The organism is Arenibacter algicola (assembly GCF_018860365.1).
GTDB classification, from domain to species: Bacteria; Bacteroidota; Bacteroidia; order Flavobacteriales; family Flavobacteriaceae; genus Arenibacter; species Arenibacter algicola_B.
This window is the reverse complement of the sequence record NZ_JAHKPO010000003.1, coordinates 90,949-109,492: the sequence shown is the minus strand read 5'-3', so window position 1 is coordinate 109,492 and position 18,544 is coordinate 90,949. Positions and strand designations below refer to the sequence as shown.

Here is an 18,544-nt window from a genome sequence, read left to right as displayed (position 1 = left end):
TCCCACTATGTTACCATCCAAGCACCTCGATAACCCAGAATTATCACAAATTTAACCTACCTCCAAAACACTTTAACAATGGACAATGAATAATTTGCTGCCTTCAAATTCCTATCTTTGTCCCAAAATTAAGATCGATGAATCTAGAACTCATACCTCAACTTAAACATACTAAAAGCAACAACTTTTTTTTACTGTGTGGGCCATGTGCCATTGAAGGGGAAGAAATGGCGATGCGAATTGCGGAAAAGGTAGTATCCATTACCGACAAACTCAATATTCCTTACGTTTTTAAGGGAAGTTTCAAAAAGGCCAACCGTAGCCGTGTGGACTCTTTTACCGGTATTGGGGATGAAAAGGCCCTAAAAATTCTTAGAAAAGTATCCGAAACTTTTAAGGTACCAACCATAACGGACATACATGAAATTTCTGATGCCCATATGGCAGCCGAATATGTGGATGTTCTGCAAATACCGGCCTTTTTGGTGCGTCAGACCGATCTTGTAGTGGCAGCGGCGGAGACTGGAAAAGTGGTGAATTTAAAAAAGGGGCAATTTATGAGCCCTGAGAGCATGAAACATGCAGTACAAAAAGTTTTGGATTCCAACAATGAACAAGTTATGGTCACCGACAGGGGCACCATGTTCGGCTACCAGGATATGATCGTGGATTTCCGCGGCATCCCTACTATGAAGCAGTATGCACCAGTGGTATTGGACGTTACCCATTCCTTACAACAGCCCAATCAGTCTTCAGGGGTAACCGGGGGAAGACCGGATATGATAGAAACCATTGCCCGTGCCGGAATTGTCACCGGTGCCGATGGAATTTTTATGGAGACCCATTTTGACCCTGCCAATGCCAAAAGTGACGGTGCCAATATGCTGCATTTGGATCATCTGGAGAAACTGTTGACCAATTTGGTAGCGATAAGAAAAACGGTAAATTCCTTATAAACTACATTTAACACCCAAAAGCGTTAAACATATATTATTGAATGCCGCACAGGTCTGTGCGGCATTTTTTTATAACTACAAATAGTTAATCTATTACTGGTATTACAAAAACAAAACCCTATTTTTACCCCTTAATTTTAGACCTTATTACAAGTTACATGAAGCCCACATTTTTAACAATCGTTTTCGCAGGATTATTTATACTAATAACAAGTTGTAAGCAAGAAGCCAAGGACCTGGCCCCAAAGAAACCTAATATAGTATTCATCATGTCCGATGACCATGCTTATCAGGCTATAAGTGCCTATGACGACAGGCTTATTAATACCCCCAATATAGACAGAATTGCAAAGGAAGGTATGCTCTTTACCAATGCAAGTGTTACCAATTCCATATGTGCCCCATCGCGTGCCGTAATCCTGACCGGAAAGCATAGCCACATCAACGGTAAGATAGATAACATCTCCCCATTTGATACTACCAATGTTACCTTTCCTCAATTGTTGCAAAAGGCAGGCTACCAGACTGCAATGTTCGGGAAACTACATTTTGGGAACAACCCCAAGGGTTTCGATGAATTTAAGATTCTTCCAGGGCAAGGAGATTATTACAACCCCCGCTTCATTACAGCTACAGGGGATACCACTGTTACGGGCTATGTTACCGATATTACCACCGACCTCACCTTGGATTGGCTACAAAACCGTAGGGATGATAAAAAACCCTTTATGTTGATGTATTTGCACAAGGCACCACATAGGTCCTGGATGCCAGCACCAAGACATTACAAAGAATTTACAAACAAAACCTATCCATTACCAGCGACTTTGTTCGACGATTATGCCACGCGTGAAACTACGGCCGGTCCTGCAGAGATGAACATCCTTAAGCATATGACCTTGCGCTATGACCTAAAGATAACGGATGAGGTACTGGAAGAATTAAATATTGAGGAACATTTGGGCATTGGAGGCCTAAACAAATTTAATCCTGAACAGAGAGCTGAATGGGACAAGGTATACGGCCCCATTAACGAAGCCTTTAAAAAGGAGTACGCCAACATGAACGATTCTACCCTAATGGTTTGGAAATACCAACGGTATATGCAGGATTATTTAGGGACCATTGCTGCAGTTGATGAAAATGTGGGGAGAGTATTGGACTACTTGGATGATGAAGGACTTACCGAAAACACTTTGGTGGTATACACTTCCGATCAAGGCTTTTACTTAGGGGAGCACGGCTGGTTCGACAAAAGGTTTATGTACAATGAATCTTTTAAAACCCCACTACTTATAAAATGGCCAAATGTAATTACTCCAGGTACTACAGAGGATGAAATGGTACAGAACTTGGATTTCGCACAGACCTTTTTGGAAGTTGCAGGGGTAACAGCTCCTGAGGACATGCAAGGAAAAAGTTTAGTACCCTTGTTAAAAGGGGAAAAGGAAAAATGGGACAGGGATGCCGTTTATTACCATTATTATGAATATCCAGCGGAACATGCTGTAAAACGCCATTATGGCATTGCCACTAAGGAGTTTAAATTAATACACTTCTATTACGATGTAGATGTTTGGGAACTCTATGATCGCGCAAAAGACCCGCAGGAACTAAACAATATATTTAACGATCCGGATTATGCCCAAGTGGTATCTGAACTGAAGGAGAAACTTAATGAGCTAAGGAAAAAATACAAGGATTCCGATTCGTTGGGCAACCAGTATATTCAACTGTATAAAGACAAGGGATTGATAGAGGAGTAGGCAGTGGTCAGTGGTCAGTGGTCAGTGGTCAGTTAAATTTGACAAAATGAGGGGGAATTAATGTAAATATCTCATAACCAATTATTTTTTTGGTTGATTTTATTTCCAGAACTTTCTATCCTTAACGCTATAGGCATCCACCAGGACTTCCTTTAAAACGGTAGTATCAATGTCTTCTAGGGATTTGTAACGAAGGGATTTCATCATTTTTCGTCCTTCTGTGTTCATTTGTTCCAAGTGCATCGTTAAATGGGCTGCGTTCCAGAACCCCAGATCCACATAATCTTTGCTTTGGTTTAAATAGCAGTAGGGTCTACCGTTGATGTAGTAAAAAGGGATTTTATATTTAAATTTTAACTCCACACCTGGAATGGAACCTTCAATGACAGATTGAAGGTACAGTAGAATACCTCTGTAGGGCTCTGACTGATTAAGGATAAATTCTTCAGCTGGATTCATGATAGACTTAATTTACCTTTTCTTAACCAAATGAACATATTTTTCTTTATTTTCAAGGTATCCTATCCATTATTTTTGAAAAAAACAACCAAAATGAAAAATACCATTGGAGCCTTGGCGTTACTTTTCACTTTCCTAGGCTTAAACGCCCAAACCCATTCACATTCCGGGGCCCAGCCCCTATCCTACCCCGATGTCGACGGATATGTTACCTTGAAGACCGATCTACACATGCACAGTGTATTTTCCGATGGCAATGTTTGGCCAACCATTAGGGTACAAGAGGCGCTGCGGGAAAACTTGGATGCCATATCCCTTACCGAGCATTTGGAGTACCAACCCCATAAGGCAGATATTCCGCACCCTGATCGTAACAGAGCCTACCATTTGGCCATGGAGGAAGCTAAGGAACACGAGCTATTAATAATCCCAGGTTCTGAAATAACGCGTTCTGCACCTGTTGGACATAACAATGCCGTTTTTATTACGGATGCCAATGAATTATTGCATGAAGATGCCAAGGATGCCTTTAGCACGGCAAAGAAGCAAAATGCCTTTGTATTTTGGAACCATCCCGCCTGGTATGCCCAAAGTCCGGCCGGAACCCCTATACTCAGTGATTTCCAAAAAGAGCGCATTAAAAAAGGTGAATTGCACGGTATTGAAGTCATTAATACTGTAGATTATTCCGAAGAGTCACTTGCCCTGGCCCTTGAAAACAATTTAACCATTATGGGCACGAGTGACATTCACGGATTAATAGATTGGAGCTATACCCAAAAAGGGAACCATAGACCTATTACCTTGGTATTTGCCAAAGAAAAGAGCATAGAAGGATTAAAGGAGGCCCTTTTTGCAGGTAGAACAGTTGCCGTTTATAACGAGCTGTTGGTTGGGAAGGCCGAATACCTAAAGCCATTATTGCAGACCAGTATTGAAATTGTGAAAGCAGCGTATATTGGAAAAACACAGGTTTTGGAAGTGGAACTCAAGAACATATCAAGTAGCGATCTATTGTTTGAGAATGCAATGGGCTACACCTTTTATGACAGCTCACCAGTATTTCGGATTTCCGCTGGAGATACGAAAATCTTAAAAATCAAAACCTTGGAAAAGCTGAATACCTTAACACTAAAACTAGAGGCCCTAGGAGCTTACACTGCTCCAAAAACACATCCAATAGTAGAGTGGAATGTTTTAGTGGAATAAAAAACAGTCCTATTCAATCTACAAATGGGTTAATTGCCGATTTTAGTTGTTTACTGTTTACCGCCTACTGATTACTGTTCACTACCCTTTCGCCGTCCACATAATCCTGTAAATAGGCGAATCTTTTGGTAAGCTTTCCTTTTTTCGTCATTCTTGCACGTTCCAAAACTCCGTCCGCATCCCCGTTAAAAAAGGCGGGGATCACATATTTCACAAAGGCATCACCAAATCCAACACTGGCATCGCGCGGCAATTCGCAGGGCAAATTATCAACGGCCATGACTGCAATGGCATGGGGGCCCTTAAAATCCACTTCCGTTTCGGTGATGGGGTCATAGCCATAAATGGGATCCGCTATTGTACTCGGTCTGATAGTTGTGGCAACGGGGCCATCGATATCACAGCTAACATCGGCCACTACTTTTATTCCAAAATCGGGATGCTTTGCATCTTCCCGTGTAAAAAGATAAGGTGCCTTATCACCGTAAAAATGACCGGCGATATAAAAATCGGTCACTTTGGCAAAACGAAAGAAATTGGACTTGTATTCCTCGGGATGGGCAAAAAAGTCGGCCTTATTACCTCTAACCCCATCTTTGCGCTTGTTATATTCGGAGGCATCTATCTGACAAAACACAGGTTCCAGGAACGTTTTATTCAGATAATCCGTCACCCCAACTTTTTTGATTTCCATGGCATCCAGCATTTCTTTGGCGCCATTGCCTACCCTTCCCCTACCCGTAAGGAGAATTTTAATATTTGGCAATTTCACCTTTTTAAGTTCCGAAATCAAAGCTTGCTGGTCCGCCAAAGTCTCTGCTTTTGGCAATTGAAACAAACCAAATTTAAGTCCGTACGCCCTTAAACCATTATAGGCGCCAACAATTCCGGCATACCTCCCGAATGCCACCAAGCGCTGTCGTTTGGAATTGGTAATTACTTCATGATCATATAATTCAATATTCCTTTCCAAAACTGCCTTGAGCAATTGTCTGTTATAAGGTTGTTTTTTTATGGTATGGGAAAAAAAGAAGTATTGTTTATTGGGAATCAAATGATCTATGGGCACTTCTTTGACACCAATAAGCACATCGCATTTTTCCATTTCCGATGCGACCTGTATGCCCTTTGCCTCATACTCTTTATCACTAAAAACCCTTATAGGAGAAGGCTCGACCGTAATTTCCGCTTCCGGGAATTTGTCGAGTATCTTTACACAGGCATCCGGTGTTAGGACCACTCTACGATCGGGTGGATTTTTTCGTTCCCTTATTATCCCAATTTTCATAAATATATTTTTATAACTATATGCGCTAATAAAGTTATAAATATAACACATGACAAGTTGACTAGCAAAACTTTTTTTGGAATAGTTTTTGGAGTACCTTTGGCGACCGCGTTAGGGATAGAGGCGGCATCTTTTTTGATTTTCCTTGGACCGTGTTCGGGAAAAAATCAAAAAAATATAGCCGATAGCCCGACCTTTTTTGCTCCTACAAGGTTTTCAAAACCTTGCAGGAGCAAAAAAGGGAACGCCCAAGAAAAGATTACATAGTTCATTGAAAAAAAAGATGAGAGAATATTTCTGCCGATGGCGGGATTTTATTCAACGAAATAATATTCCGCTGCTAGCGGAATCAAACCTGACTTTATCCTACGATTAGGCAGGTTGGATAAAATATCCCGCCAATGGCGGGATTCAATTCGATTACGGTACGCCCAGGCGTACCTATCTCATTGAAGGGGCCGACTGGTTTTGACAGCGAGACCAATTGGAATGTAAGCATGCCGAGCGCTGGGCTACAGCTCGTTAATCTCATTTTCCACACTTTTTAATTGGCGAAAATAATTACGCTCTTGCCGCTTAATCCGAATCATAGTAGGATTTAGCCTCGTCCCTACAAGGTAGGGAAGCGAGATGTTTCTGGGAAGCCCTTGTTGACGGCGTCCCTTTCAGAAGCACCATCAAAGTCAACACAAGGGTAGTGAAGCTTCGACACTATCACCAAAACTTAAGAAGATAAGTGTGTATTAGGCTGTTTCTAGTCAGGTGCACATCGAAAATCAATTAGGAACTAAGCATGTAGAAGGCATTGTAATTGCTTGTTTGGACGAGGGTTCGAATCCCTCCGGCTCCACTGAAATGATATCATTTCACACCAAAAACCCTGTAATCCTATGATTTACAGGGTTTTTTATTTTATTCCATATCATATAAAACCAAATAATATCAAATAAAAAGTCACCTATTCGGTGAGTATACTTAAACTCAAAAAACACTCACCGATTTCCTCGTAATTTACTGAAATCATGTTAATTACAAATTCATTAATTTTCTTTTTTGTATCTTTATTTGCGTTAAAAAAGACACCAAAAATGAACCATTCTTTTTCACAGCTATTTTACCTAAAAGGAAAACACTTTCAAAAAGATGTAAAAGTCCCAATATACTTGCGATTGACAGTAAATGGACAAAGAACGGAATTGAGTATTTCAAGGAAGGTTGACCCCGAAAAATGGAATGCTCGGACGGGGAAAATGAAGGGAACGAACCTGGAAGCGAACGAATTGAATTCGTATTTGGACACTGTTCGAAACAAAATAAATAAGATTCATGCGCAATTAATTGATGAGAATAAACCTTTCACCTCGTCTGACATTAAAAACTTATATGTAGGGAAAGGTGAGAAATTAAAGATGCTAATAAAGCTATTTGACGAGCACAATCAACAAATGGAAAAACTGGTCGGGATCGAATTTGCCCTGGGTACCTATAAACGATACCATACCACCCGTAGCCATGTAGCGGAATACGTAAAGAGTGAATACAGAAAAAATGATATTCCGGTCCGGGATGTGGACCTCAAGTTTATAAAGGGTTTTGAATACTTTTTAAAAATTACCAAAGAGTGCAACCATAATTCTGCCCTAAAATATGTAAACAACTTTAAGAAAATAATCCGTATTGCCGTTGGCAACGATTGGATCTCCAAAGACCCCTTCTACAACTACAAGGTGCAATTTAAGACCGTGGAGCGCGAGTTTCTCTCCAAAGAAGAACTCCAGGCCCTTATTGACAAAGAAATTGAAGGAGATAGGCTAAATGTGGTTCGGGACATGTTTGTATTGTGTTGCTTTACCGGCTTGGCCTATGTAGATATCCAATCTTTACGGCCAGATGAGATTTATCAAAATGAGGAGGGTGGTTTTTACATAAAATCCAAACGCACCAAGACCGATACCGGATTTACCATACCCCTATTGCCGACCGCAGTGGCTATCATAGAAAAATATAAAGACCATCCAAAGGTAGTGAACAAAGATTGCGTAATCCCGGTATTGAGCAATCAGAAGTCCAACTCCTATTTAAAAGAAATTGCCGACCGTTGTAATATCAAAAAAAACCTTACCACCCACCTAGCCCGCCATACTTTTGCTACTACCGTTACCTTGACCAATGGGGTTCCCATTGAGACGGTCGGCAAAATGCTAGGACATAAAAATTTGAGGACTACCCAGCATTATGCCAAGATCATCGATTCCAAGGTAGAGGAGGATATGAAGGTTTTGAGGGAGAAGTTGGAGCAGTTTTCATCTTAGGCTACTCATAATACTTTAACCACAATCTTCACGGATCTTGGACGCCTCTACAAGTTTAAATTTATAAGTTCACATTACAGTTTACGTCAGTACCTAAACTATCGTTTAATTAGACTTTGACCGATTATAATTATCAATTAATGCTTCCGACACGATTTGGGCCTTTTCATCGCTTATGCAATCAAAAGTAATTTTTTGGGTGGTAGTAAATTCTTTTAGCAGCTTACCAACATCCTCAGTGGTCAGAAAACCATTCTCGCATAAGTTGTCCAATATATCACTATATCTATGTGACCTATATCCATCTTCTAACATATCGTTTATTTGAACTTGCGATAACTATTTAGCGCTTTGATTATATACAATTTTGATTATTTGATTTTTTTTGCGGGTATTTTATTCCCATTTTGAATTACCTCTAAACTTTTAACTTGTTGTTCTTCAATTTGAAAAGTTATTTCAATGCCGTCTATAGGTGAGAAAAAATTGACATTACTTTCGGGATATATGGGCGATTTTTCTTGTCCGGTACCTCGAGCAAATAATTGTGACCCCTCTAATGTTAATGTGATAAAGAAGTTAGGCTCAATCTCATAAACTCCAATATATCTTTTTAGTATCTTTTCTGGTAATTCAATCGCATCACTTTTGAATTTTAATTCAGCTAAATCTGATTCAGGATTGAGCAGGTTCAAACCAATATCATCTGCACCATTTGTTGAATTAGTTAGCAGTACCACTCCCTGCCCCGACTCTTTTATGAATCCAGCAAATGCTCTGTATCCACCTGTTCCTCCATTATGCCATATAATATCACCGTTGGACCCCTCCTTAATATGCCACCCCAGACCAACCGACATTTCACCAGCTTTATGGTGTCTAACTTTATGTGTTAACTCCATTGCTTTAGTTAAATCAGTATTTGTATACCCTAGATTGGCAGAAATAAAATTAGCCATATTAAAAGTAGAACTTCTGATTCCTCCTGCACCCGCCAAAGTTGGTATATCCCAATTTTCAACTATTTGCCCACCACTATGACCTAATGCCAAATTCTCTCTCATTTTCTCTGTAAGTACGATTCTGGTATCTTTCAATTCTAACGGGCCAGCGATAGTTTTAATCATCAGTTCTTCATAAGTAGTATTCTTGTTTCTTGCAAGGAGATTACCCAAAAGCCCCTGAGCAAGATTTGAATATTCATATTCAGAACCTACTGCTCTGATTGGCGTATAGTTTGAGATGAACTCGTACATCTGTTCAATTGTATAATCCAAGTAGGGATTTTTCGGATTTGATGGTGCGAAATTGTCTGGCATTCTAGGAAGCCCAGATGTATGGTCTGATAGATTTCCAAAAGTAATTTCCGTATCACCCATTACCGGAATCTTTATACTATCCGGGAGAAAGTCATTAATTTCATCATTAAGCCTAAGTTCATCGTCCAAAACTTGTTGTGCCAGGAGTAGTGCTGTAAAAACTTTTGAGATTGATCCTATTTCATAAACAGTGTTTCTATTGACCTCCATCCCGTCATCCGCAGTTTTACCAAAATTGAAATATTGAATGCCTGATGAATCGATTAAAGCTAAAGCAATACTGGGATTAATACCTTCTTCAATTCTTTTTTCAATAGCCTCAACTACTGCTACCGGTAGATTTTTATTGTATAACTGTTTTGATTTTTTTTGGCAATTATAGTTGACAATTGCCAATAGAATAAACACTAGAATGATTTTATATTTCCTCATAATTTATATCATAAAGCATATCCCCCTTTCCAGAAAATCTAAAAGACGATTGTAGCTCAATAATTTATTTACACTGGATTATCGTTTATTTAAGCTTTCAAAAAATACCCCCTAAATCCCTGGTCTGGATCTCTTAATTTCCATTTCTCATGGCAACTCAAACATTCATAAAAATGTTCACCATCTACATCACGAAGATGCTGCATTTTATTACTGCCAAGTTTTTTGACAAGCTGCAGATCAAAATCAAGCCATTCTTGTTCAGTCATAAACTTCTTATAATCGATTTCGAAGCATTTAGAGCACATATCTTTGATATATATTATCATTTAGGTAAACTCTGTGTGAGTAGAGTATTCCTAAAACATCTTCAAGATTTTTATCCTTTACTCGATCTTTAATCTTTTCAAATTCTTCTTTAACAAATTTATGAAGTGGTAATTCTAAGTCATTTATATGTGATTCTACTTTATCATACAATTGAGCCATTGTAGGTATTGCACCTGCACTTGTTCCTGAACCAAATAGAAAGTGAATGTTTTTCATATTAAACAACTCACTTATTTTATTCTTTATAGATTCAATAGATTTATTTTCAACATCCTCGTTCGTGCTTTTGACTTCAGACAGTAAGTCTGATTGTCCCTGAAAGAAACTTATTTTTAGCTCACTCATAACTTCTGGAATTAATCATCTTTTTTAGAATAAGGTCTCAATTTTCCCTTAAGTCCTCTATATTTTATATACTTATAATAAGTTGCCCGAGAAATATCTACCAGCTCACATATCTCTTTTACCGTAAGTTTTCCCTCCTTAAAATACTCTGCGCAAAGTATGGATTTTTGCTGATTTTTCTTACTAATCCCTTTGGGAGCACCAAAAACTTTTCCCCTTGCTCTCGCAGAGGCCAAACCGGCCTTGGTTCGTTCAATGATAATATCCCGTTCTAACTGCGCTAGGGCAGCGAACATGTTTACAATGAATTGGGAATGTGAAGACTTATCGGTGGTATCCAAAAAAGGTTCCGTAATGCTCCGGAACTTGACCCCTTTTTCATTGAGCTGGTTGATGAAGTTTGTAAAATGAATCAAGCTTCTGGCCAGGCGGTCTAACTACCAAACAACAATAGTGTCCCCTTCACGGGCATAGTCCATAAGCTTGCTTAAGCTTTTACGTTCTTCTTGAGAACTGGAAACCTTATCTGTATAAATGTTCTTTGTATCTATGCCTTCTTTTAAAAAGGCATCCAATTGCAAATCTAAATTCTGCTCTGAAGTACTTACCCTAGCGTATCCAAATACCATGACCCAAAGTATAAATAAACATCAAAATACAAACTAAATATTTAGTACGTTACTTTAAACTATTTAAAGTCAATAAATAATGTAAGGTTATAAAGTTCAATGAAAGGGTGGAATCTGTAAAATCACTATAACTTATAGTAAACCATTTTTGAAATTTAAAGAACAAGAATTGTTTATCCCAGCGTCCAATTCTTGAACAAATCCAGTAATCTTTTCAAAACTTGAACCTTGTTGTTAATTAGTTCTTATTTCAAGCCTATTGAGACCGTCTCTAAGCTCTTAGGGCATAACAAATTGTACAACTCAAATTTAGATCATAGTGTTTGAAAAGAAGTTAGGGGAGGATATACAGAATTTAATGGCTACCATGAAGCAAAAGAATTATAGTGCTGAGGAAATCTATTAATTTGTGTCATATTTTTGAGTGGGTTGGTGCCTTGTCCAAAGTTGTTGCCATCTTCATTGATTTGTTTCTGAAAACTTTCATCGCAAAGGATAATGGAACACATATTATTCGTGTCTTAGTAAGGAGGGAAGTGCAATGTACCTGAAATGAGTAAATAAATCTGGATTTTCAATTATTTACCTAAATCCATAAATATAAATTCATCAACTTGTTCTAATTTTAATTAAGTTTTTTATTTTCAAAATAATAGTAATGAAAATCGAATTATCATTTGAGGGTGATTTTAACATAACATAGGCTTTGACCTTGACATTTTCTTTTAAACAAAATACTTTAATTTTGTCTAAAAAAATTGAGAACCCGTTAAAATGCCGGATACTAAAAGCAAAACAAAAAGTAATTTACTAAGTATATTTGGAGCCTGTATGGGGTGGCTTGCCGTTATCGGTCAATTCATTTTGATCATCATTAACAGACAGGCAGATATTCTTGAAACCACCATCAGGTTTTTTAGCTATTTCACCATTCTAACGAACATCCTAGTTTCCCTTTACTTTACCAGCCAAATTTTCAACTTGAAAACTTTCAAGTTCTTAAAAAACGACTCGGCACTCACCCCTATTACTGCATTTATTTTAATTGTTGGTTTGGTGTATCAAGTGGTCCTGCGTTGGATTTGGCAGCCTACCGGTTCTCAAATGATTATTGATGAACTCCTGCACACCGTCATGCCAGTATATTTGTTGGTATATTGGTTTTTCTATGTGAATGCTTCATATCTAAAACCTCGAAATCTTTTTGCATGGCTTTTGTACCCCTTTATGTATTTCATATTCATAATGATCAGAGGGTATTTTTCGGGCTTTTATCCCTATCCATTTATAGATGTTTCGAGTATTGGATATCCGAAGGTTTTCTTTAATTTTATGATGTTGAGTGTAGTGGTGTTGGTTTTAATGGGAATATTACACGTATTGGCACGATTTTTAAAGAGACAATTATTAAAACCATAAGTATGAAAATTCAATCTATTGGATTTGTTCTATTCCTGTCACTGGTGATGTCCTGTGGCTCACAAAAACAAATGACCAAAAGCGATCCACTTTACAATGCCACATGGCAGTTGGAATACATATCTGGACCACGTATTGCTTTTGATGGTCTATTTCCAGACAAGAAACCAGAACTCACATTTAATAAAGAAGCATCTCAAGTTACAGGAAATAATAGCTGTAATGGATATTCAGCGTCCTACACTTTGGAGGGCAAATCCATTTCCTTTGGTGAACCAGGACCAACGACCATGATGTTTTGCGGACAAGGGGAACAGCAATTTCTCAATATGATGCAAAAAATCAATCGGTATAGTTTTGATGCAGATGGTAAATTGAATCTCATGATGAACGAGGTTTCAATGATGCGATTTAAGAACGTAGCGAATTAAAAAGTAACAGCTTTAAATTCAATTGGATGAGATTTACCCTTCAAATAGCGTTGATGCTTCTTCTATGTATGAGCTGTAAATCGAACCTAGCTATACAAGAACAGGTTAAAGAAGAGGTTCAAGGGGAAGTTCCTGATTTGGCTTCTCCATCGACCGAATCCCGACCCTATTTTGTGGCCTCCGGAACCGAACCATTTTGGAGTTTAAGCATTTCTGAGGATTTGATCACCTATAAAACACCTTCGAATTCCATTGTCTTTCTACATACCAATCCCATTTTGGCACAGGACAGCAATGTAAAACGATATGATCTGGAGACAACATCCAGTAAGATGACTTTTCAAATACTACAGGCGGAATGTACCAATGCCATGTCTGGAAAAGTTTCTCCGTATAAAGTTTCCGTAAACCTTAAAAAAGAGACCGCATCACAAGTGGAAGAACTTGAAGGCTGTGGCGATTATAAAACCGATTACCGGTTGCATGATATTTGGGTACTTGAAACCTTAAACGGAAAAACAAGTACCAAAGCAGATTTCAGCAAAGAACTTCCTATGCTGGAAATTAAAGCGGCCGAAAACACCTTTTCAGGTTTTGCTGGTTGTAACCGGATGAACGGTACCCTTTTCTACGAAAAAGGATTGCTTCGGTTTACGGATGTTGCCACCACGAGAATGATGTGTGTACCGAACAACAAAGAAGCTGAATTTTTAAAAGCATTACAGAGCATGACTACCTATGCAATTGAAAATAACCGATTAACCTTATCGGACCCATCGGGTATTTTAACCGTATTCAAAAAAATTGACTAAACACTAAAAATTATGACACATTCAAATTCTAAAAACACGCACTTTAGCGCTGCAACTAAAAAAGTAATCTTGCTCACATTCGTTGCCTTCTCTTTTTTCAACTGTAAGAACAAGAAAGAAAAAACGGAGGAAACAATGAAGGAAGCGCCAATGGAACCCGAAATGGCTATAACATCAACTCTACAAAAAGGCTGTTATATGTACCATGAAAATGGGAGTATGGTGAATTTGGAGATCACAAATTCCGAGAATCCTGTGGAGGCCAATTTGACCTATGCCTATGCCGAGAAAGATAAGAATACTGGAACATTTCAAGGAGAATTTAACGATGGCAAACTTGTTGGTTCCTATACATTTCAATCGGAAGGTATTGAAAGTACAAGACAAGTTGCTTTTATGCTCGAGGACAATCAATTCGTAGAAGGGTATGGCGAATTGAATGAGGACGGAACCATGTTCAAGGATGTGAATTCGGTCAATTATTCATCTACAATGCCACTGACCAAAATGGACTGTGAGGAATGAAAATCAGAATGTTTGTTTGAAAACGGTACCTCTTATTCCGAATTAAAACAAAAGTGTTTGGAACTGTCTTCCCTAAACATAAAATTAAACCCTTTATAAGAGGGCCTATGACCCAAGGGAAACCCGCATTTATCTAGCTCAATGAGGCACATACCAAGGCCGAACTGTTTTTGCCTAACCAAGATAATGGAATGATCTTGACAAAAACCAAGGAGGGTAACGGATCAAATACAACCTATAATTTGATAAGTTGTAAAGGTTATGTTTTACAAAAGGATGGAACAGCACTATCTGATGGAATAGAAATCAAAAATTGCTAATTGAAGCAATTTTTAAAAATTGTTACCGAAACTTTCAATAATTAAAATATGAATCCTCTAAAAATGTAACTAGACCCTTAGAAATAGTAAATTAAACTAATTAAATGTCGACCGATTCCAGCTTTATGGAAATGATAATTGATTTTGTTAAAAATAGTCCGTTAGGCATCTAGCTATTCTCCGGTCTCAGGAAAAACAATGGCCTTATTTCCGTCAACGATTATTTGATCGTTTAAGTGAAAATTTACCGCTCTAGATAAAACAAGTGTTTCAATATCCGCTCCTAGGTCTTTTAAGGAACTAGTGGTAGACTCGTGAGATATTCTTTCTACGTCTTGTTCAATAATGGGTCCTTCGTCTAAATTTTCAGTTGCATAATGCGCCGTAGCTCCTATTAACTTAACACCCCTTTCATAAGCTCTTTTATAAGGATTTGCCCCTTGAAAGGCAGGCAAGAAAGAATGATGAATATTGATAATTCGCTCTGGGAAATGACTAATAAAATTAGCCGTTAATATTTGCATATACCTCGCCATGACAATTAGATCAATTTTATAACTATTAAATAGTTCAATTAATTCTTCCTCTTGTTCTACCTTAGTTTCATTGGTAACAGGTGCATAGTGAAATGGAATTCCAAACATATCTGCAACTGGCTTTAATTTTAAGTGATTGCTTACAACCACGACTACCTCACAAGAAAGTTTTTGTTCTTTATGTCTTTGCAATAGATCATATAAATTATGACTTGTGTGGGACACCATAATAGCAACTTTTTGCTTTTTACTCCCATAGTCAATTTTCCATGTTATTTCGTAAGATTTTGCTAGTGTTTCAAATCTATTCTCTAGCTCGGCTTTGCTTAAAACTACCGTAGAATCGGACGCCAAACGAATTCGCATAAAGAACTTTTTCTCTTGGGAATTAGTGTATTGTTGAGAGCTAATTATATTAAACCCTTCCTTATAAAAGAAACCTGTTAATTTTGCAATGATTCCTTTTTGATCTGGGCATTTTATTAAAAAGGTAACTACTTGTGGATTCATTTTTTTTAATTTATAATTTTCTATGTAGTTTATAATCGCACTTAAATCCAATCATCAAAGTGGGGCTTTTATAGAAGCTTTTGCGGAATAACCGATGCCGTTTTGCACAATCTCAAATTTATTTTCCTCTAAGTCCTTGCTTCGAATTGTACCTCCATTCGGATTTTTAAGGTAACCCATTGCAACACTGGCCCCGAGTGTAGGACCATAACTTGCACTTGTTGTATATCCTGAAATTTTACCGTTCCATAGAATGGGCTCTGTTCCCCATAAAGTTATTTCGGGATCCTGTAAAACAAAACACACCAATCTTTTCTTCATGCCAACAAGGCCAGAATTTTTCTGCGCAAGTAGCGCCTCTTTTCCTAAAAAGTTGGTGTCCCAATCAATTGCAAAGCCTAAACCAGCTTCTAAAGGGGTTTCATCAGGGGAGAGTTCATGTCCAATGGCCCGAAATCCTTTTTCGATTCTCATTGCAGAAACTGCATGGTTGCCAATGGGGCGAATTCCGAAATTTTCACCAGCTTTTATGATTGCGTCATAAAGCATACACGTATGGTCTGTTTGTACATGCAACTCCCACCCTAGTTCACCAATATAACTCAATCTTAGTGCCTGAATTTCTGCACCACCAATTGTAAATATTCTTGTGGATCCGTACTTTGTTACTTCCAAAGGAAAGGTTTCCGGATTTAGGTTATTAAGGACATTGGGAGCATTTGGTCCCATAACGGAAACAACATTGTAATCTTCCGTCACATCTGTAAGCCTTGCATCACGTTCCCCGATATGCCGGGAAATCCAATCAAAGTCCTTTAGCTGCTGTCCAGTTCCCGAAACAATATAAAAGGTCTCTTCACTTTGACGAAGTACCGTTAAATCGGACTCAAATGTCCCTCTCTCGTTGAACATCCCTGTATATACGGTTCGCCCTACACCACAATCGATATTAGCTCCGCATAATTCCTGTAGGATTTCCAAAGCATCCGGTCCTCTGAAAGTAAATTTAGCAAAGGACGATTGGTCTAAAATTGCAACATTTTGGCGACAGGCTTTAACTTCGTCCTTTACCCAATCATGCCAGTTTTGACGAATAAATGAATATTCTGTTTTTGGCTCTATCCCTTTAGGCGCAAAATAAAGTGCCCGTTCCCAACCCGCAGTTTCCCCAAAGCATGCATTTTTGTCTTTGTGCTTTTTATAAAGGGCACTTGAGCGAATACCTCTTGAGGATTCCATTTGGCGTCCGGGCCAAGCCATCTGGTAATGAAGTCCTAAAACTTCACTAACTCGTTCCTGCAAATATTTTCTGCCGTTTTGAAAAGGTATAAAACGTTTAATATCCACTGAATTTAAATCCATTGTCATACCGCCATTTTCAATCCATTCAACAGCGTATTTTCCAGCACCGCCAGCACAGGCAATGCCAGCTGAATTCCAACCTCCTGCAACAAAAAGTCCTTCGGTTAAAAATGGCTGTCCCATAATGAAGTTATTGTCCGGAGTAAATGCCTCTGGACCATTAACAAACTTCACCACGTCGTGCCTGGTGACCCCTGTTAAACGGTGCATATGATCTGCAAAAGGTTCTTTAAAATCTAGCCAATCCGGCTTCAATAAATCGAAAGCAAAATTATTGGGAACGCTATCCTTGATCTGCCATGGCTTTGACCTTTTTTTAAATGCCCCCAGCTTTAACCCGCCGTCGTCAAGTGCCCTAAAATACAAACCTGCATCGGGATCTCTTGTACAGGGGGAATTTCTGGTAACCCCTTCAATGGGTTTGGTAATTACGTAGTGATGTTCACAAGGATACAGGGGTATGTCTATTTCCGCTTTTAACCCAAGTTGACGCATCCACATATTTCCGGCCATAACAACCCACTGACTTTTTATTTCGCCCCGATTGGTTTTTACGCCAATAATTGTTTTTATCCCAGCATTGGACTGTTGGTATACAAGCTCCTGTACCTCTATATTTTCAATAATTTTTACGCCTCCCTGTATGGCACCTTTTGCCAATGAAATGGTACACTCGCCCGGTAAAACACGTCCGTCTCCCGGAAGGTATACCCCTCCAACCAAATCCTGGGTATTGAGCATTGGCCAATACTCTTTACAAGCTTCGCTTGAAATCACATTGGCTTCAATACCGAAGACATCGGCCATTGATGCCGTGCGCTGCAACTGATACATGCGTTCTTGGGTGGAAGCCAATTGCAAACCACCACAATTTAACCAACCGGGGTCATGACCAGTTTCTTCCTGTAAACGGGCGTAAAGTTTTGCAGATTCCCTGTTGACCTGTGTTTGCGCAGAACTACTACGCAGTTGACCAACTTGACCTGCAGAATGCCATGTTGTGCCAGAGGATAGTTTATTTTGTTCCAGCAAATAAACGTCTTTCCAACCGGCCTTGGCAAAATGGTAGGCAATTGAGGTTCCGGCTATACCACCTCCTATTATCAGGACGTTCGCCGATTTAGGGATTTCCAATTGTGGCAGCTCAAAAGCTGCTTTAACTGGCGTATTATTAAAAAGTGTTTGCACAATTGACATATTAATCTAGTTTTTGGTTGTTATGATTGGACCAAACCTTACTGAATCTTCCGAAGTGAAATTTGCCAGGGTATGATTTTCAGGTTTCCTTTGTATTATTAAACTTTTACACAAAGTGTGAAGATGTATTTTATTCAATATTCGATATTAATTTTTACAGTATCCCCCACATTTAAAATTGTTCATTTTATGGTAATGCTTATCTCATTACTTTTTATTATATATTGATTTCCCACTGTTTTACCATTAATGACAACATAACCACCCTTACAGTTTTCATTGTTAAAGCCAAGATTAACGCTCTTTAAATAAATGTTTCCGTAGTTCAAAACAATTGAATTATCTTGGTGCGAATCACTTCTAATTGGTCTATAGACACCCCAACCG

General features: G+C 38.6%; 16 protein-coding genes, 1 other RNA gene and 1 pseudogene. 9 read left to right on the top strand and 9 right to left on the bottom strand.

The genetic code is table 11. The features are described 5' to 3' along the window. Positions 1–137 precede the first annotated feature (137 nt). Together kdsA and KO529_RS02420 are read left to right on the top strand one after the other, a co-directional pair. Positions 138–956: a 3-deoxy-8-phosphooctulonate synthase gene (kdsA, locus tag KO529_RS02425; RefSeq protein WP_215946343.1), complete on the top strand. Its 819-nt coding sequence runs from the start codon at positions 138–140 to the stop codon at positions 954–956. A gap of 158 nt (positions 957–1,114) precedes the next feature. Continuing rightward, on the top strand, positions 1,115–2,722 hold the full coding sequence (locus tag KO529_RS02420) for a sulfatase family protein (RefSeq protein ID WP_215946342.1): 1,608 nt from the start codon (positions 1,115–1,117) through the stop codon (positions 2,720–2,722). Positions 2,723–2,821: 99 nt separating this feature from the next. Here the strand turns inward: KO529_RS02420 and KO529_RS02415 are convergent, their stop codons facing one another. Then, positions 2,822–3,181 (bottom strand): DUF1801 domain-containing protein, encoded by a 360-nt coding sequence (locus KO529_RS02415; RefSeq protein WP_215946341.1) that lies wholly within the window; start codon positions 3,179–3,181, stop codon positions 2,822–2,824. A gap of 93 nt (positions 3,182–3,274) precedes the next feature. Here KO529_RS02415 and KO529_RS02410 point away from each other — a divergent pair, with 93 nt between their 5' ends. Then, positions 3,275–4,390, top strand: a complete 1,116-nt coding sequence (locus tag KO529_RS02410) for an Sb-PDE family phosphodiesterase (protein ID WP_215946340.1) — start codon at positions 3,275–3,277, stop codon at positions 4,388–4,390. A 64-nt stretch (positions 4,391–4,454) separates the two neighbouring features. Here KO529_RS02410 and KO529_RS02405 read toward each other — a convergent pair whose 3' ends face one another. Beyond that, positions 4,455–5,678, bottom strand: a complete 1,224-nt coding sequence (locus tag KO529_RS02405; RefSeq protein WP_215946339.1) for an NAD(P)-dependent oxidoreductase — start codon at positions 5,676–5,678, stop codon at positions 4,455–4,457. 454 nt (positions 5,679–6,132) lie between these two features. On the opposite strand from KO529_RS02405, the gene ssrA reads away from it, so the two are divergent. Together ssrA and KO529_RS02395 are read left to right on the top strand one after the other, a co-directional pair. Next, positions 6,133–6,531: a transfer-messenger RNA gene (ssrA, locus tag KO529_RS02400) on the top strand. 235 nt (positions 6,532–6,766) lie between these two features. Next, positions 6,767–7,990 carry a site-specific integrase gene (locus KO529_RS02395; protein ID WP_215946338.1) on the top strand — a complete coding sequence of 408 codons (1,224 nt, stop codon included), beginning with the start codon at positions 6,767–6,769 and terminating at the stop codon, positions 7,988–7,990. Between the two features lie 105 nt (positions 7,991–8,095). Here KO529_RS02395 and KO529_RS02390 read toward each other — a convergent pair whose 3' ends face one another. The 5 genes and pseudogenes from KO529_RS02390 to KO529_RS02370 all read right to left on the bottom strand — a co-directional run bounded on the left by KO529_RS02390 (position 8,096) and on the right by KO529_RS02370 (position 11,045). Then, positions 8,096–8,305: a hypothetical protein gene (locus tag KO529_RS02390; RefSeq protein ID WP_215946337.1), complete on the bottom strand. Its 210-nt coding sequence runs from the start codon at positions 8,303–8,305 to the stop codon at positions 8,096–8,098. A 56-nt stretch (positions 8,306–8,361) separates the two neighbouring features. Next, positions 8,362–9,741 (bottom strand): serine hydrolase, encoded by a 1,380-nt coding sequence (locus KO529_RS02385; RefSeq protein ID WP_215946336.1) that lies wholly within the window; start codon positions 9,739–9,741, stop codon positions 8,362–8,364. An 89-nt stretch (positions 9,742–9,830) separates the two neighbouring features. Further along, the gene (locus KO529_RS02380) at positions 9,831–10,010 is read right to left on the bottom strand and encodes a hypothetical protein (protein ID WP_215946335.1); all 180 of its coding nucleotides are present in this window, start codon (positions 10,008–10,010) and stop codon (positions 9,831–9,833) included. A gap of 28 nt (positions 10,011–10,038) precedes the next feature. Then, the gene (locus tag KO529_RS02375; protein WP_215946334.1) at positions 10,039–10,416 is read right to left on the bottom strand and encodes a hypothetical protein; all 378 of its coding nucleotides are present in this window, start codon (positions 10,414–10,416) and stop codon (positions 10,039–10,041) included. An 11-nt stretch (positions 10,417–10,427) separates the two neighbouring features. After that, positions 10,428–11,045: pseudogene (locus tag KO529_RS02370) on the bottom strand (recombinase family protein). Positions 11,046–11,819: 774 nt separating this feature from the next. Between KO529_RS02370 and KO529_RS02360 the strand changes: the two are divergent. From KO529_RS02360 to KO529_RS02345, 4 genes are read left to right on the top strand one after another with little or no spacing between them, the layout of a single operon-like run. Next, entirely contained in the window at positions 11,820–12,464 is a 645-nt protein-coding gene (locus KO529_RS02360) for a Pr6Pr family membrane protein (protein ID WP_215946331.1), read from the top strand. 2 nt (positions 12,465–12,466) lie between these two features. Next, positions 12,467–12,895, top strand: coding sequence for an META domain-containing protein (locus tag KO529_RS02355; protein ID WP_215946330.1), 429 nt, complete (start codon positions 12,467–12,469; stop codon positions 12,893–12,895). A 26-nt stretch (positions 12,896–12,921) separates the two neighbouring features. Next, a complete protein-coding gene (locus tag KO529_RS02350; protein ID WP_215946329.1) occupies positions 12,922–13,707 on the top strand; it encodes an META domain-containing protein in 786 nt (261 codons plus the stop codon). A 12-nt stretch (positions 13,708–13,719) separates the two neighbouring features. Next, positions 13,720–14,232, top strand: a complete 513-nt coding sequence (locus tag KO529_RS02345) for a hypothetical protein (RefSeq protein ID WP_215946328.1) — start codon at positions 13,720–13,722, stop codon at positions 14,230–14,232. 493 nt (positions 14,233–14,725) lie between these two features. Here the strand turns inward: KO529_RS02345 and purU are convergent, their stop codons facing one another. Together purU and KO529_RS02335 are read right to left on the bottom strand one after the other, a co-directional pair. Further along, positions 14,726–15,598, bottom strand: coding sequence for a formyltetrahydrofolate deformylase (gene purU, locus KO529_RS02340; protein ID WP_215946327.1), 873 nt, complete (start codon positions 15,596–15,598; stop codon positions 14,726–14,728). Positions 15,599–15,652: 54 nt separating this feature from the next. Next, complete coding sequence (locus KO529_RS02335) at positions 15,653–18,148, bottom strand: GcvT family protein (protein WP_215946326.1); 2,496 nt, start codon at positions 18,146–18,148, stop codon at positions 15,653–15,655. Between the last annotated feature and the right edge of the window lie 396 nt (positions 18,149–18,544).